The sequence below is a fragment of the Arthrobacter dokdonellae genome, from assembly GCF_003268655.1.
Classification (GTDB): Bacteria; Actinomycetota; Actinomycetes; order Actinomycetales; family Micrococcaceae; genus Specibacter; species Specibacter dokdonellae.
This window is the reverse complement of the sequence record NZ_CP029642.1, coordinates 2426077-2441321: the sequence shown is the minus strand read 5'-3', so window position 1 is coordinate 2441321 and position 15245 is coordinate 2426077. Positions and strand designations below refer to the sequence as shown.

Below are 15245 nucleotides of genomic sequence, written 5' to 3'. Positions count from 1 at the left end.
ATGGGGCTGGGGCTCAGTGTCCGGCGTCGTTCCAGCTGGCGCCGACGCCCACCTGTACTTCCAGGGGCACGAGCAAGTTGGCGGCGGCGCCCATCTGGGCCACCACCAGGGCCTCCACTGCCTCCCGCTCCCCCGGCCACACTTCCAGGACCAGTTCATCGTGGACCTGCAGCAGCATGCGGGATTTCAGGCCCTGCCTCGTCAGTTCCGCGGCGACGCCGAGCATGGCGTGCTTGATGATGTCCGCCGCGGAGCCCTGGATGGGCGAATTCAAGGCGACGCGTTCCGCCAGCTCGCGCAACTGGCGGTCCGTGCTGGAGAGGTCGGGCAGGTAGCGGCGGCGTCCTTCAATGGTGGAGGTGTAGCCGTCAATGCGGGCCTGTTCGACGACGCCGCGCAGGTAGTCCCGCACGCCGCCAAACCGGTCAAAGTAGTCCTTCACGAGCGTGCGGGCCTCGTCCACGGAGATCTCCAGTTGCTTGGAGAGGCCGAAACTGGTCAGACCGTAGGCCAGCCCGTAGGACATCGCCTTGACCTTTGAGCGCATGGCGGAGGTGACTTCCGCCGGGGCGACGCCGAAGACGTGGGATCCGACGTAGCGGTGCAGGTCCTCACCTTCCGCATAGGCCTGGATGAGCCCGGCGTCGGCTGAGAGGTGCGCCATGATGCGCATCTCAATCTGCGAGTAGTCGGCCGCGAGCAGGCACTCGTAGCCGGCACCGACCACGAACATGTCCCGGACGCGCCGGCCCTCTTCGCTGCGGATGGGGATGTTCTGCAGGTTCGGGTTGTTGGAGGACAGCCTGCCGGTGGCCGCCACGTTTTGCGCGTAGGTGGTGTGAATGCGGCCGTCCTCCGCCACGGACTTCTTGAGCGTTTCCACCATCTGCCGCAGTTTGGAGGCCTCGCGGTGCGCCATGAGCTGGGCGAGGAACTCGTGCCCGGTCTTCTCCAGCAGCGCCTTCAGCGATGCCGCGTCGGTCGTGTAGCCGGTCTTGATCTTCTTCGTCTTGGGCAGCTCAAGTTCCTCGAACAACACCTGCTGGAGCTGTTTGGGCGAGCCCAGGTTCACTTCGTGGCCGATCGCGGCAAACGCGGCGGCCTGCGCGGCCTCCATGGTGGAGGTGAGGTCGTCCATGAGGGTGTCGAGGCGTTCGCGCGAGATGTCGATGCCGGTCAGCTCCATGTCGGCCAGGACCGCGGCCAGCGGCAGCTCCAGCTCGGCCAGCAGGCGGGCTGCGCCGCGTTCGGCCAGCATGGGGGCAAAGTGCCCGCTCAGGAGCAGGGCCACGTAGCCGCGCTGCACGGCGTCGGCAAATTTTGCCCCCTCCTCCAGGCCCAGGTCCAGCTGGCCGGCGTCCGAGGAACCGGCGGCCGAGAAAGTGACCTTCAAGTGCACCTGGCTCAGGTCCGGCAGGTCGTAGCTGCGCCGGTCCGGCTGGATCAGGTACCCGGAAATGGAGGTGTCATCCACCACCCCGGCCAGGGACAGCCCGCGCGGGGCCAGGGCCTTCAGCGCCTCCTTGTATTCGTGGACAACCTTGGGCGCCTCCGAAGTGAGCCAGGACGCCAGTTCCTTGTCCAGTGCCTCATCCGCCGTGCCAAGTTCGACGACGGCTGCCGAGTCCGCGCGCACCAGCGCCACCCCGGTGGCCTCCGCCATGAGGCCGACGCGTTCAGCGAGGACCTCCACGGCGGTCGGCGCCGGGGCCCCCTCGGCCTGGGTTCCGGCGTCGAGCCATTCCCTCAGCGCTACCGCATCCGTGATCATCTGGTGGCGGGGCACCTCGTGGCCCTCGCCGTCGTCGACCGCTTCCTCCTCGGCGAAAAGGTCGAAGAGGCGTTTGCGCAGGGTGTTGAACTGGAGCGCGTCAAAGAGCTCCTCCACGGCGGCACGGTCCGGCGACCGCAGCACGGTGTCCTCGAGCGCCACGGGCAGGTCCATGTCCCGCAGCAGGTGGTTCAGGCGGCGGTTGCGCTTCACGTCGTCAACATGGGCGCGAAGCGATTCACCCACCTTGCCCCCGATGGAATCCAGGTTCTCCAGAATCCCTTCCAGTCCCCCATACTGGTTGATCCACTTGGCCGCCGTCTTGGGCCCCACCCCGGGCACGCCCGGGAGGTTGTCAGCGGTCTCCCCGACGAGGGCGGCCAGGTCCGAATAGCGGTTCGGGGGCACAAAGTACTTGGCCTCCACGGCTGCCGCGTCCATGGGTGGGATGTCCGAAATGCCCTTTTTCGGGTAGAGCACCAGCACCTTGTCCGTGATGAGCTGGAACGCGTCGCGGTCACCGGAAACCACCAGGACCTTCCAGCCGGCCGCCTCGCCTTGGGCGGAGAGCGTGGCGATGATGTCGTCCGCCTCGAATCCGTCAACCGAGATGGTGGGGATGTTCATGGCGGCCATGACCTTGATGATCAGGTCCACCTGGCCGTAGAACTCCTCGGGAGTCTTGTTGCGCCCGCCCTTGTATTCCGTGTACTCGACGGAGCGGAAGGTGGGGGTGTCCAGGTCAAAGGCCACCACCACATGCGTGGGCTTTTGCTGGCGGATCATGGTCAGCAGCATGGACGTAAAGCCGTGGACCGCGTTGGTGTGCTGTCCGCTGTCCGTGGAGAAGTTCTCCGGCGGCAGGGCGTAGAAGGCGCGAAACGCCATCGAGTGTCCGTCGATCACCAACAGGCGGGGCTCCCCGCCGGTCGAGGCGGCAGCGGGAACAAGTGTTTGGGGGGCCGTCTTGGCAGATTCACTCACAGGTGCCAGCCTAGTCATCATGAACGCTAATTACACGCCGCTGCCCTATGCTGCCGAACTTGCCGCCGCCGGAGTCCCGGACGAGTATCACGAATGGCTCGGGACCATGGGAGTGGGGGCCCTGGTGGTGAAGATGGGTATCGTCTTTGGCGAGATGAGTGCCGCGCGCATGACGGCCATTATGCCGGTGGAAGGGAACACCCAGCTGGCAGGGCTGCTGCACGGGGGCGCGCACCTGGTGCTGGCGGAAACCCTTGGATCCTTCGCGGCCGCGTTCCATGCCGGCCCCGCCCGCCGTCCCGTGGGAATTGAAATCGGCGCCACCCACCACCGCGGCATCACGTCCGGACTCGTCACGGGAACTGCCACCGCGCTTCACCTGGGCCGCACCCTGGCCACCCACGAGGTGGTCATGACGGACGCCGACGGCAGGCTGCTCTCGACCGCAAGGATCACGAACATGATTCTGGACGTCTGATCCCCACGCCCTCCCACGCCCCCCGCTGCCAGCGAGACCCGGCTTCCCGGCGTCGTGCTTGAAACCGCTAGACGGTGACGCCGAACCAGCTCATGACGGTTTTGTAGAACACCGGCACAATCAGGATGATGCCCGCCGCCACTGCCAGGCCACAGAAAAGGAAGCAGACCCACGAACCCCACTTGGCGGCCGTGTTGGGACTGGCAGTGTTGTCGCTGCTGATGGCGGTGAGGCGCACCCCGAGGGAGTACATGAGCACGACAAAACCGGCCCCGACGAGCGTGACGACGGCTACGACAATGAAGCCCATCCAGTCGATCACGGGCTTGTTGGCGGTTTGTGCCGCCATGTTGGCGATGGTCGCAAACTGCATTATTTACCCTTCTTACCGGATTGCTTCTTGCCTGCCTTGGGCGACCCTGCGGCGGCGGCTGCCTTGGTCATTGCCTTGAGGACGGCGGTGTCTGCCTGATCCAGGGCTGCCTGCGCACGGGCGCGGACGGCCGCGGTCTCTGCGGCGCGCTTGGCGGCCTTTGCCGCGAGCTTCTCGGCGGCGCGAACCTGCGCAGCCAGGCGGTCGCGCTCCTTCTTGCTCGGGATGTGGAGTGCCTCGCCCACGGCATCAACGTCACTGATGGCGTTGTTGTGGTCCACGGTTTCGCGCTGGGACAGGTAGAACATGACGAGGATCGCGCCCAGCCCCAGCACGGCCACAATGATGACTCCCACGGTGCCGGCGCGGATGACGAGGGCGGCGAGACCGCCGACCAGGGCCGCTGCGGGGAGCGTGAAAAGCCAGCCAAGGCTGATCTTGCCGATGGCGCCCCAGCGCACCGTGGAACCCTTTCGACCGAGGCCCGAACCGATCACCGAGCCGGAAGCCACGTGGGTGGTGGAGAGCGCGAAGCCGAGGTGGCTGGAGGCGAGGATGGCGGCGGCGGTGCTGGTCTCCGCTGCGAAACCCTGGGCGGGCTTCACGTCGGTCAGGCCGGAACCGAGGGTGCGGATGATCCGCCAGCCGCCGGCATACGTGCCGCCGGCAATGGCCAGCGCGCAGGCCGTGATGACCCAGATGTGTGGTCCGGTCCCGGGCGTCTGCAGCTGGGATGCGATCAGCACAAGGGTGATGACGCCCATGGTCTTCTGTGCATCGTTGGTGCCGTGTGCCAGCGCCACGAGGGACGAGCTGAACACTTGGCCGTGCTTGAAACCGCGGCGCTTTTGGGTCAGCTTGTCGCCGGAGTCCGGGTCGGAGCGCCTGGTGATGCCGTAGGCCATCCTGGTGCACAGGTAGGCCACGCCGCCTGCGACGGCCGGAGCCAGCAGCGCAGGGATGATCACCTTGGACAGCACCACCAGGAAGTTCACGGCGCCGAAGGACCACGTGCCGACGATCGCGGCACCGATGAGGCCGCCGAACAGTGCATGTGACGAGCTTGAGGGGAGGCCCAGGAGCCAGGTGAAGAGATTCCACAGCACGGCGCCCATGAGTCCGGCAAAAATCATCTCCGGGGTGATGGCGACACCTCCGGACCCCTCATTGATGATGCCGCCGGAAATGGTCTTGGCGACCTCGGTGGAGAGGAAGGCACCCACCAGATTCAGAATGGCGGCCAGCGCCACGGCCGTCTTGGGCTTGATGGCACCAGTGGCGATGGGGGTAGCCATCGCATTGGCCGTGTCGTGAAAGCCATTCGTGAAATCGAAGAAGAGGGCCAGTGCAATGACAAGCACGACCATGAAGGTGAGATGATCCACCCGCGATCCGTTCTATTGAGGGCAAAAGCGAGACGTCAAAGAGTCTAGTCGGACACGGCGGTCGGCGGTCTTGCGTGTACGTCGCGCCTGCCCCGTGGGGCGAACCAACTTTATGATCCTACGACGGTATTGCCATCCGCCGGAATGCGCGTCCAAGACCCCGCCGCGGTGCGGCTGCCCGCGCTAGGCTTCAGGAATGGAGGTGGTGTGGACAACCTCTGCACGGTGGCATAGCCGATGGATGGATGGTGTGTTGTGAGCAATTTGGAAACTGAGCCGCAGGAACTGCTGTGCCCCAGCAGGCCGGGCACCGTGGAGGTGCTGGAACCCCGGCTGGTGCCGTTAGGCGGTCCCCGGGCCATGACGGTCCGGCGGACCCTGCCGCAGAGGCAGCGCTCCCTCATCGGTGCATGGTGCTTCGTCGACCACTATGGACCGGATGATGTCGCCGGCACCGGCGGCATGTCGGTCCCACCCCACCCGCACACAGGCCTGCAGACCGTCAGCTGGTTGTTTACCGGCGAAATTCAACACGCCGACAGTGCTGGATATCACGCCAGGGTGCGCCCCGGCGAACTGAACTTGATGACTGCAGGGAAGGGCATCAGCCACTCGGAATACTCCACACCGGCCACCACGGTCCTCCACGGCGCCCAGCTGTGGGTGGCCCTGCCCGACGGCGCCCGCTTCATGGAGCCGACCTTTGAGCACTACCGGCCCAGGCCATTCTCCTTGCCCGGGGCCACCCTGAGCGTCTTTCTGGGTACGTTGGCCGGTGAGATTTCTCCGGTGGCGACGCACACGCCCCTCCTGGGCGCGGAGCTCGTGATCGCCGCCGATGCCGCTCTCAGGCTCAATCTTGACCCATCCTTTGAGCATGGCTTCCTGGTGGACTCGGGTTCCCTCACCCTGGCCGGGCAGCCGCTCGCACGTGGCGAGTTGGGGTATGTGGGGCCAGGCCGCTCCTTGCTGGTACTTGAGGCCGGACCCGAGCCGGTCAGGCTGCTCCTGATTGGTGGCACTCCCCTGGGTGAATCAATTGTCATGTGGTGGAACTTCGTTGGACGCAGCCACGATGAAATAGTCGCGGCACGGCAAGCGTGGCAGACGGAGATTGGCGCCGAAGGCGCTCACCCGGCTTCACCGCTCTTTGGACTTCCGGCCGACCAAGAGGATCCACCTCTCCCGGCGCCCGCCCTCCCCACAGTCACTTTGCGGCCAAGGACCAATCCGGCCTGACCATGGCCGCCCGGTGGCCGGGCGGCGATCTCTGCGGGGGCGTCGAGACCCTGGACCCGGTGGCTGGGCTTTTAGAAACTGGTGGCCGGTCTGCGATCTCTGCGGGGGCGTCGCGCCCAGGGTCCCGGTGGTTGGGTCTGTCGAAAGCCGGTGGTTGGGTCTGCCGGTAATCCGGGGGGTGGGTCTGTCAGTAACCCGGGGTCTGTCAGTAACCCGGGGTCTGTCAGCTGTCGGGTTGGTTGTTGTTGTTGGGGTGTTTGAAGTTGTAGTCGAGGAGGCTTTCGAGGGGGCTTTGACTTAGGTCGATCCGGGGTGCCGGGCCGGTTGTGGGGCTGTTTTTGTGGTGGCTGGGGTTTTTGGCGAGGCGTTTTTTGAGCCATTTGGGGTAGGCCGGTGGCTGGGTGTCGCGGGGTGTGGGGGCGTGGTATTTGCCGGTGGGCGAGGTCCAGCCCACGCGCCCGTCGGCGGTGGTGCAGGGCTTCCAGCCGCGCAGCTTGATCCCGGCCCGGTCCGGGTCCCGGTCCTGGCGGTAGCGGCCGTGGCGGTCCTTGTCGTCACGGAAGTGACGCAGCGCGTGATGGAGGCGGCAGCCCGGGTGGGTGTTGGCCCTGGTGGTGGGCCCGCCCTGGCCGTAGGCGATGACATGGTCGATGTCGGCGGTGATGGCCGGGTTGGTGCAGTTCGGGAACGAACACGTCTCGTTCAACGCCCGCAGCAGGGTTTTCTCGGCTTCCCGCAGCCGGTACCGTTCCGGGGCCAGCTCCGCCAGGGGCACGTTGGTGACGGGATCGGTGAGCACGCGCAGGAACGCCCCGGCGTTCTCCAGGAGCCTGCGGGCGGTTTCCTCCGGGATCGGCCCGTGCCCGGCCAGCTGCGCCGGTTCGTTCGTGGCTCCGAGCAGGCCCAGGACCGGGACCGTGATGATCACCTGCGCGCCCGGCAGCGGAGGCCCGGTGATCGCCGCCCCGTTGCGGGCGGCCTCGAGCTGGTCCAGGTAGTCCTGCACGGGATCCTCCAGCAACCCGTCGACCACCCCGTCCACCAGGGCGCCGGCAAGCCCGGCGACCAGCTCCCCAATCATGCCACCGGTCCCACCAGTGCCGCCGCCCGTGCCGCCGGTGGTGGCTCCATTCGTGCCGCCGCCCGGGACGGAACCGTCCCCTCGGGGATGACCGTCCCCCATCACGGAGCCTCCGACCGTGCCGCCGGTGCCGGATGCCGTGCCGGTGCTGCCGGTGCCGGATGCCGTGTCGGTGCTGCCGGTGCCGGGTGGGGTGTCGGGGCAGAGGGTTCCGGTCAGGGGGATGTTTTCCGGGTTGGTCTCCCAGGCCCTGGCGCGGGCGTCGGCGTCCCGGGTCAGGGGCCCGATCACTTCGTGCGAGGGCCCGTGGGCCCAGTCCGGGACCACGTCCACCAGCGTCAACCCGGTATACCCGCCCTCTTCCATCGGGGTGGGGCTGGTGATGGTGTACATGTCCAGGATCTGGCCCGAGAACGGGTCGCTGATGAACCGTGCACCCACGTACGGGCCGCCGACAGGCCCGCCATTGCGGCCGCCGGCCACAGTGTGGCTGCCGTCCGGAGCGCCAGCGGCGCCGCCGGCATTGTTTCCTCCGGGCCCGTCGTGGCGGGTGTTGCCGTTGCTTCCGCCGGTGCTGCTTGAGCCGCCGTTGCTCCTGTCGCTGTCTGCGCCGGTCGTGCGGTTGTCGCTGTTGCTGTCTGCGCCGGTCGTGGGGTTGTCGCTGTTGCTGTCTGCGCCGGTCGTGGGGTTGTCGCTGTAGCTGAGCCCGCCGGTGGTTCCGGCGTTGGTTCCGGCGTTGCTGTCGCCGGTGGTGTTGGTGGTGCCTGCGTTGGTGGTGGTGGGGAGGGGTTGGTTTAGGAGGAGGAGGGTGGCGGTGTCGGCTTGGAGTTGGCCGGGGGTGCGGTGTTCGTCGGGGCCTTGTTGGGTCCGGGCGAGGCGCGTGCATTGGACGTAGGCGCCCTGGGCTGCCGGGGCGGGGATGTGCAGGGTCAGCCAGGACATGCCGTCCTTGCCCGGTTCGAGGGTGAGGGAGCGTTTGGTGATGGCCTGGCGGGTGCGGGTGGTGAGGGTTTCCGGGTGCAGGCCCTCGCGCATCCGCCGGGCCCGGGAGGCGAACCCGCCGGCGGTGGTGCCCGGCGCGGCGGCGAGCAGGCGGGCTTCGAACGCGGTGATGTCGGCCGGGGCCAGGGACGGGGTTTGGGCCAGGGTGCCGGTTTCACCCAGGACCGTGCACGCGTGCCGCCAGGACAGGGTGCCGGTTTCCAGGGCGGTGAGGGTCTCGGGGTGGTGGGCGAGCAGTTCCACGGCCTGGCGGGCCAGGGCGGCCGCGCTGCCCTGGGCGATGCACAGGGTCGTGGCGATCTCGGCGGTCGCGGAGGCTTCGCCCAGCCCGGCCTGCCACGGGTCCAGGGCCACCGCGGCCGATTCGACGGCGGCGGCGGCCAGGTGGCGGGCGAGCAGGGCCGCCTTCAACGCCGCGGTCCTCCCCTCCAGGACCCGCACCGCGGCCAGGGCGGCGATGGTGGCGTCCTGCACGGTGCGCGCGACCTGGACCCGCGAGGCCGGTTCCGGCTCCGGGACCGGGTGCGGGGTGTACGCCGGCAGCCCGGCCAGCCCGGGCGTGTCGGGGCCGAAGGGTTCAATGGAGGGAAGGGACACGGCGGCGATGAGGGCCGCCACATCCGCTGTGGCGGGAACTCCCCCGCTGCCGGGGCCGCTCTCCGGCCTGTCCATGACACCAAGTCTACGCCCTATATACCACACTATCAATAGTTTCTAGAACATTAGTTCTAAACAGTTTCCGCCCCGCCCACGCCACCAATCCCCGGACTGGATACCGCCCACCGGGCCGGACGTGACCTCCGGGCGGAATTCGCCCGCCGGGGCCGGCTCTACCAGGGCGGCGCCAGAGTCTCAGTCGACCCGGGCCGGCCTCGCCCACCGGACCCGGACCCGGGCCCGCCAAGGCCCGCGCGCCGCAGCGGCGCCGAAGGGCCGGGCCGCAGGCGAATCAGCCCTTACGCAGGTTTCCCCTGACGACGGGGGCCACAAGCGTGCCATAAAGCTCAATGCTTTTGAGCATCTGCTCGTGCGGCAGCGTGCCGTGGCTGTATTTGAGATCAAAGCGGGACAGCCCCAGCGCCTTGGCGACCGCGGTGATCTTGCGGGCCACAGTTTCCGGCGAGCCGACCATCAGCGCACCTTTTGGGCTCGCCGTGGCATTGAACTGCATGCGGGTCAGGGGCGGCCAGCCGCGGTCACGTCCGATGCGGTTATGCATCGCGGCATAGTGCGGCCACAATTCCTCCATGGCCTGTTCGTCCGTCTCGGCAATGTGCCCCGGCGAGTGGACGCCGATGGGCTGGTCCGGTTGGCCAAATTCCTTCAGTGCACGGTGGTAGAGCTCGGTGAACGGCGCAAACTGAAGCGGCTCCCCGCCGATGATGGCGAGCATCAGCGGCAGCCCGTAGCTGGCGGCGCGGACCACCGACTGTGGGCTGCCGCCCACAGCGACCCAGGTTTTCAGCGTGCCCGACTCGAGGTGCGGAAAGACCATCTGTTCCGACAACGCCGGCCTCGTCTTGCCGCTCCAGGAGACCGGCTCCTGCTTCAGGAGCTCGGCGAACAGTGCCAGCTTCTCCTCAAACAATTCCTCATACTGTGCCAAGTCCAGCCCAAACAGCGGAAACGATTCCGTGAAGGAGCCGCGGCCCAGCGTGACTTCGGCCCGGCCGGAGGAAACGGCGTCGAGCGTGGAAAACCTCTGGAACACCCGGATGGGGTCATCGGAACTGAGCACTGTGACTGCGGAACCCAGCCGGATGCGCTTGGTCCGTCCGGCGATGGCCGCAAGCACCATGTCGGGCGACGACACGGAGAAATCGTCGCGGTGGTGTTCGCCAACTCCAAACGAGTCCAGCCCCAGGGAATCCGCCAGCACTGCCTGTTCGACGACGTCGCGAATCACCTGCGCGGCCGGCTTGGCGCGGCCGTCCGCGTCCAAGGTGACGTCCCCAAAGGTGTCCAGTCCCAGTTCGAATTCAGCCGCGGTCATGCCTTGCTCCCTTTTCCTTGCCCCAGTCCCGGCCATGAAGCCGAGAAACATGCGTTTGCATCTACAGAGGGGAACTGGCCGGCCTGCGGAACTATTCCCCGCAGCGGGAGGGGTGAAGAAAAACTACCGTCGCGCCGTCGTGGCCTTGCTGCGGTACACGGCCAGGAAGGTGGATATCCGCCGCACGGCCTCCTCGATGTCGCGCACGGAGGGCAGCAGGACAAAGCGGAAATGGTCGGGCGTGGGCCAGTGGAAGGCGGTGCCGTGGGAGACAAGGATCTTCTGGTCCTGCAGCAGGTCGATCACGAACTTTTCGTCGTTGTCGATGGGATACATCTCCGGGTCCAGCTTCACGAACAGGTACATGGCCCCCGACGCGGGAACGCAGGAGACGCCGGGCAGCGCGTTGAGCAGCTGCGAAGCCCGCGTCCGCTGTTCGCAGAGACGTCCGCCCGGCTTCGTGAGGTCGTTGATGCTTTGATAGCCGCCAAGCGACGTCTGGATGGCGTGCTGTGCCGGAACGTTGGAACACAGGCGCAGCGAGGCGATGAGTTCCAGCGATTCCTTGAACTCGGCCATGGCGGCACGCGGTCCGGACAGCGCGACCCAGCCGGCACGGTAGCCGGGCATCCGATACGCCTTGGACAGGCCGCTGAAGGTGAGCATGCAGACGTCGTCGGCCAGGGAGGCCATATGGATGTGGGTGCGGCCGTCGTAGAGGATCTTCTCGTAGATCTCATCAGCAAAGATGACGAGATCGTTCTCGCGCGCCAGTTCGACGAACCGCTCCAGGATATGGCGCGGGTAGACGGCGCCGGTGGGGTTGTTGGGGTTGATGATGACAATCGCGCGGGTGGCGGGGGTGATCTTCGCCGCCACGTCCGCCATGTCCGGCCACCACTCGTTGTCCTCGTCGCACAGGTAGTGGACGGGCACGCCGCCGGTCAGCGTGACGGAGGCGGTCCACAGCGGGTAGTCGGGCGCCGGAATCAGCACCTCATCGCCGTTTTCCAGGAAGGCCTGCAAGGTCATGGAGATCAGCTCGCTGACGCCGTTTCCGACAAAAATGTCATCGACGCCGATCTGCATCAGTCCCTGGGTCTGGTAGTACTGCGAGATGGCGGTCCGGGCGGAAAAGATGCCTTTGGAATCGCTGTAGCCCTGTGCCCCGCGCAGGTGGTGAATCATGTCCACCACGATCGATTCGGGCGCCTCCAGGCCGAACGGGGCGGTGTCCCCCAGGTTCATGCGCAGGATCCGGTGCCCCTCCGCCTCCATCTTCTGGGCCGCGTGGAGAATCGGGCCGCGAAGTTCATACCGTACATTGGCAAGTTTGCTGGAGTGTTGCATGGGGCGCATGAACTCTATTTTCACACAGGCCGGCCCGCGGCCCGCGGCTCCGTCCACATGGCGGTCGCACAGGAAGCAAGCACGACGGCGCCTGCCGTCCCGGGTGCCCCGCGCCGGCCCGGGCCGGAGCGCCGGACCGCGGCACGCAGGCGCCCGGGGCGCCCGGCCACGCTATGCGGAGCGCTGGTAGACGCGGAACGCCCGCGCCGCCAGCCACGTCATGACAACGGCCAGCGCCGCAAGCAGCCCCAACGATCCCCACACGGCGCCCCAATCCGGCGCGGTCTGCAGCGAACCGCGGCCCGCTGTCACCGCCCATTCAAACGGGTTGAAACGTGCCACGTTGCGTACCCACGCCGGCGACAGGCCGGTGTCCATGATGGCCGAACTGAGGAACATCAGCGGGAAAGCGATGACCTGGGAGATGGCGATCAGCGCCGTCTGCGCCCGCGCCAGCAGTGCCATGGCGTTCGAGAACGCCGCGAAGATGAAGGTCAGCAGCACGGCGGCGAGGAGGAGCACCGCAAGGCCCGGCCATCCGCCGTCGAACCTTGCGCCGGCCAGCCAGGCCACGCCGAGCACCACCAGTGTCTGGATGACGGTCAGCACGGCCTGGTAGAGCATCGTGGCGACGACCAGGCCGCTGCGGCTGGTGGGCGAAGAGAGGAAGCGGTCCAGCACGCCCCGGTCCATGTCCTGGATGAAGCTGGTGCCGGCCCAGGCGCTGCCGAACAAGGCCATCATCATCACGATGCCCGGGGTGAGGAAGACCAGGTAGTCGCCGCCGCCGGAGAACCCGGGGATGTCGACCACGGACTTGAACAGCTGGCCGAACAGGAGGAGCCAGATGATGGGCTGGATCAGGTTCATGACCAGGTACGCGGGGACACGCATGAACGCGCGCAGCTGCCGCGCGGTGAGGAACGCCGTGTGGCCGGCCATGGTCAGGGCGCTCATGCCTCGCTCACTTCACTGGCAGCCCCGCTGGGGGCGTCCTGTGGACCGGCGCCCTGAGAACCGGCGCTGTGTGGACCGGCGCCCTGCGAACCGGCGCTGTAGGCGCGCCCGGTGTGGCGCAGGTAGACGTCGTCCAGGCTGGGCCGGGACACGGTGGCCGTGGCCGCCTCTAACCCGGCCGCCGCCAGCTGCTGAAGGACCACCGGCAGCGCGGCGGCGCCGGAATCGACGCGGCCACGCAGGATGTCGCCGTCGAGGAAGGGCTCACGCAAAAGTCCCGCCCTTGAAAGTGACTCAAGGGCGTCCGCCGCCGTACGCCCGTGTCCGTCGGCACCGCTTCCGTGGGCACCTTGCGGCGCCGCCAGCTTCAGCGTGATGGCGTCGCCATGGAGCCCGTCCTTGAGCTCCTCGGGCGTGCCTTCCACCACGATCCGGCCGTGGTCCACGATGGCCAGCCTGCCGGCCAAGCGGTCCGCCTCCTCGAGGTAGTGGGTGGTGAGCAAGATGGTCATTTCCTCGGCGCTGGCCATGGATTCGAGCTCGGCCCACATGTCGGCCCGGGATTCCGGGTCCAGGCCCGTGGTGGGCTCGTCCAGGAACAGCACTTGCGGGCCGTGCATCAGGCCCATCGCCACGTCCAGCTTGCGGGCCATACCGCCCGAGTAGCTCTTGACCTGCCGGTTGCCGGCGTCTGTGAGCGAAAACCGCTCCAGCAGCCACGCAGCCCGGGCCTTGGCCCGGGAGCCGGGCAGGCCTTGCAGCCGGCCGGCGAGGACCAGGTTTTCCCGTCCCGTGTCCATGGGGTCGGAGACCTGCTTTTGGGCGACAAAGCCGATGGTGCGCCGGACCTTTGCTGGGTGGCGTCCGACGTCGATCCCGGCAACGGTGGCCCTGCCCGAGTCGGCGCGGGCCAGGGTGGCGAGGATCTTGACGGTGGTGGACTTGCCGGCGCCGTTGGGGCCGAGCAGGCCGAAGATCGTGCCGGCGGCGACGGTAAAGCTGAGCCCCGCAAGGGCTTCAACGCGCGGCTTGCCGCGCCCGCCCGGGTAGGACTTGGCAAGCCCGCGGGCCTCCAGTGCTGGTTGTGCTTGTGCCATGGTTGGCTCCTTTGGAAAGGAGCCTCCCGTCCAGGTTGCGCTGGCGTAAACTTCCAAGTGTGCCTTGAGTAATTGTTAGCGCAATTCCCGTTTGGGAGACTCAATGGTTGGTACAGGTGGCCTGGATGCTCGAACATCCGGGCCACTTGTATTTGGGTGGTCAGTTCGGTGCCGGGCCGTGCTTTCGCGGGGCGGCGGGGCCGGTGTTGGCGCCGCCGGCGGGAAAGAGCATGCGGGCCAGGATCACCATGGTGGCTGCCAGCGCGGCCAGGATCGCAAGCCAGGACCAGGCAATGCCCACCGTGAACGTCAGCACGGCAAACACGGCGAGGGCGGCAATCCAGAGGGCACCGACATACATGCCAAACCGTGCGGCGGCCGCCGGATCCTGTGAAAAACGGTCCTGCCCCTCAAACCCGCGCTGTACCTCACGCACCCAGGGCTTCTTCCGGTTGGTCTGCGAGATCCCCAGCCGAATGAAGCCCACCACGGATCCCAGGACCACGAACACGCCTGCAACCAGCATGCCCGTCCCCGCCGTCGTGACGAGAGCGCACAGTGCAAGCCCGACGACGCCGGCAGCCGCCGCCGCACCGTAGGCCAGTGCACGGCGCGGCGGCACCGGATAGTTGTGGCCAGTCTCCTGCCGCAGGCTCCAGCAGACAATCACCCCAACGGAAACTGCAAGAACAAAGCTGGACAGCACCGCCATTCCCGGATTTCCGGAGGGTCCCAGAACCATGACGAACAGCAGGAGCGACGCCACCGCCAGCACGGACAGCAGCACCGCGCCGGTGACAAAGCCGGCGTTCGGCCTGACGCGGTTGCGGGCGCAGTCCCTGACCTGCGCCAGTCCGGGGCTAACGGATTCCGCCACCTCCCCCGCCGATTCCTGGCGGATGAGCTCCCCGATGTCGCCAAGTTCCGTGATCGCCGTCGCCGCCGCCTCATCGTCGGTGGCGCCGGATTGACGAAGTTCGTCGACCCGCGCCGACAAATTGGACCTGATCTCCTCCTTCAGGTCCTGCAGCTCCGGCGTCATGGCCAGTCCCGCAAAGGCCTCGTCGAGGTGGCGATGGATGTTGGATTGTCCGGCACCGCTCATGACTGGCCGCCTTTCAGGTTCAGGAGTGTATTGATGACGTGCTGCGTTGCCGTCCAGTCGCGGACATTTTGCTGGTAGACGGCCCGCCCGGCGTCGGTGATCCGGTAATACTTGCGCCGCCCGCCCTGGGTTTCATCGCCCCAGCTGGCCTCGACCAGCCCGTCCTTCACGAGTCGGCGATAGGTGGCGTAAAGCGTGGCTTCCTTGATCTCGTACAGCCCGCCCGTGGCGTCACGGATCATTTTGTAGATCTCGAAGCCGTAGCGCTCGGTGTCACGCAGCACGCCCAGCACGATCGTGTCGGTGTGCCCGCGCAGCAAGTCCGCGGCAAATGGCTCGGTCTGCGGCGCCGGGCCCTTCAAGTTCTGCGTCATGTCAACTACTGTATCAGATCAGGTAATCGACATGGAAGAGGTATTTCAGAACTTCC

At 67.1% G+C, this 15245-nt stretch carries 12 protein-coding genes; 2 read left to right on the top strand and 10 right to left on the bottom strand.

Annotated elements, in window-relative coordinates; translation table 11 throughout:
- Positions 1-13: 13 nt before the first annotated feature.
- Positions 14-2659, bottom strand: a complete 2646-nt coding sequence (polA, locus tag DMB86_RS10890) for a DNA polymerase I (protein WP_236783371.1) — start codon at positions 2657-2659, stop codon at positions 14-16.
- Between the two features lie 115 nt (positions 2660-2774).
- Between polA and DMB86_RS10885 the strand changes: the two genes are divergently transcribed.
- The gene (locus DMB86_RS10885) at positions 2775-3233 is read left to right on the top strand and encodes a hotdog fold thioesterase (RefSeq protein ID WP_113717821.1); all 459 of its coding nucleotides are present in this window, start codon (positions 2775-2777) and stop codon (positions 3231-3233) included.
- Between the two features lie 67 nt (positions 3234-3300).
- Here DMB86_RS10885 and DMB86_RS10880 read toward each other — a convergent pair whose 3' ends face one another.
- Together DMB86_RS10880 and DMB86_RS10875 are read right to left on the bottom strand one after the other, a co-directional pair.
- Complete coding sequence (locus tag DMB86_RS10880; RefSeq protein ID WP_227878317.1) at positions 3301-3606, bottom strand: hypothetical protein; 306 nt, start codon at positions 3604-3606, stop codon at positions 3301-3303.
- Positions 3606-4973, bottom strand: coding sequence for an inorganic phosphate transporter (locus DMB86_RS10875; protein WP_113719495.1), 1368 nt, complete (start codon positions 4971-4973; stop codon positions 3606-3608). The genes DMB86_RS10880 and DMB86_RS10875 overlap by 1 nt, the downstream gene beginning before the upstream one ends.
- A 273-nt stretch (positions 4974-5246) precedes the next feature.
- Here DMB86_RS10875 and DMB86_RS10870 point away from each other — a divergent pair, with 273 nt between their 5' ends.
- A complete protein-coding gene (locus DMB86_RS10870) occupies positions 5247-6230 on the top strand; it encodes a pirin family protein (RefSeq protein WP_113717819.1) in 984 nt (327 codons plus the stop codon).
- A gap of 223 nt (positions 6231-6453) precedes the next feature.
- On the opposite strand, the gene DMB86_RS10865 is transcribed toward DMB86_RS10870, so the two are convergent.
- The 7 genes from DMB86_RS10865 to DMB86_RS10835 form a co-directional block, all read right to left on the bottom strand.
- Positions 6454-8985 carry a DUF222 domain-containing protein gene (locus DMB86_RS10865; RefSeq protein ID WP_113717817.1) on the bottom strand — a complete coding sequence of 844 codons (2532 nt, stop codon included), beginning with the start codon at positions 8983-8985 and terminating at the stop codon, positions 6454-6456.
- Positions 8986-9262: 277 nt separating this feature from the next.
- A complete protein-coding gene (locus tag DMB86_RS10860) occupies positions 9263-10306 on the bottom strand; it encodes an LLM class flavin-dependent oxidoreductase (RefSeq protein ID WP_113717815.1) in 1044 nt (347 codons plus the stop codon).
- A gap of 123 nt (positions 10307-10429) precedes the next feature.
- Entirely contained in the window at positions 10430-11665 is a 1236-nt protein-coding gene (locus DMB86_RS10855) for a pyridoxal phosphate-dependent aminotransferase (protein ID WP_113717814.1), read from the bottom strand.
- A gap of 162 nt (positions 11666-11827) precedes the next feature.
- On the bottom strand, positions 11828-12613 hold the full coding sequence (locus DMB86_RS10850) for an ABC transporter permease (protein ID WP_113717811.1): 786 nt from the start codon (positions 12611-12613) through the stop codon (positions 11828-11830).
- Positions 12610-13710 (bottom strand): ATP-binding cassette domain-containing protein, encoded by a 1101-nt coding sequence (locus tag DMB86_RS10845; protein ID WP_113717810.1) that lies wholly within the window; start codon positions 13708-13710, stop codon positions 12610-12612. The genes DMB86_RS10850 and DMB86_RS10845 overlap by 4 nt, the downstream gene beginning before the upstream one ends.
- A gap of 160 nt (positions 13711-13870) precedes the next feature.
- Positions 13871-14815 (bottom strand): permease prefix domain 1-containing protein, encoded by a 945-nt coding sequence (locus DMB86_RS10840; protein ID WP_113717808.1) that lies wholly within the window; start codon positions 14813-14815, stop codon positions 13871-13873.
- The gene (locus tag DMB86_RS10835; RefSeq protein WP_113717806.1) at positions 14812-15189 is read right to left on the bottom strand and encodes a PadR family transcriptional regulator; all 378 of its coding nucleotides are present in this window, start codon (positions 15187-15189) and stop codon (positions 14812-14814) included. The genes DMB86_RS10840 and DMB86_RS10835 overlap by 4 nt, the downstream gene beginning before the upstream one ends.
- Positions 15190-15245: the final 56 nt, after the last annotated feature.

Coding starts and splice junctions, on each gene's coding strand:
- polA (WP_236783371.1), bottom strand. CDS start 2,659: ATGGCGTTTCGCGCCTTCTACGCCCTGCCGCCGGAGAACTTCTCCACG.
- DMB86_RS10885 (WP_113717821.1), top strand. CDS start 2,775: ATGAACGCTAATTACACGCCGCTGCCCTATGCTGCCGAACTTGCCGCC.
- DMB86_RS10880 (WP_227878317.1), bottom strand. CDS start 3,606: ATGCAGTTTGCGACCATCGCCAACATGGCGGCACAAACCGCCAACAAG.
- DMB86_RS10875 (WP_113719495.1), bottom strand. CDS start 4,973: ATGGTCGTGCTTGTCATTGCACTGGCCCTCTTCTTCGATTTCACGAAT.
- DMB86_RS10865 (WP_113717817.1), bottom strand. CDS start 8,985: ATGGACAGGCCGGAGAGCGGCCCCGGCAGCGGGGGAGTTCCCGCCACA.
- DMB86_RS10860 (WP_113717815.1), bottom strand. CDS start 10,306: ATGACCGCGGCTGAATTCGAACTGGGACTGGACACCTTTGGGGACGTC.
- DMB86_RS10855 (WP_113717814.1), bottom strand. CDS start 11,665: ATGCGCCCCATGCAACACTCCAGCAAACTTGCCAATGTACGGTATGAA.
- DMB86_RS10850 (WP_113717811.1), bottom strand. CDS start 12,613: ATGAGCGCCCTGACCATGGCCGGCCACACGGCGTTCCTCACCGCGCGG.
- DMB86_RS10845 (WP_113717810.1), bottom strand. CDS start 13,710: ATGGCACAAGCACAACCAGCACTGGAGGCCCGCGGGCTTGCCAAGTCC.
- DMB86_RS10840 (WP_113717808.1), bottom strand. CDS start 14,815: ATGAGCGGTGCCGGACAATCCAACATCCATCGCCACCTCGACGAGGCC.
- DMB86_RS10835 (WP_113717806.1), bottom strand. CDS start 15,189: ATGACGCAGAACTTGAAGGGCCCGGCGCCGCAGACCGAGCCATTTGCC.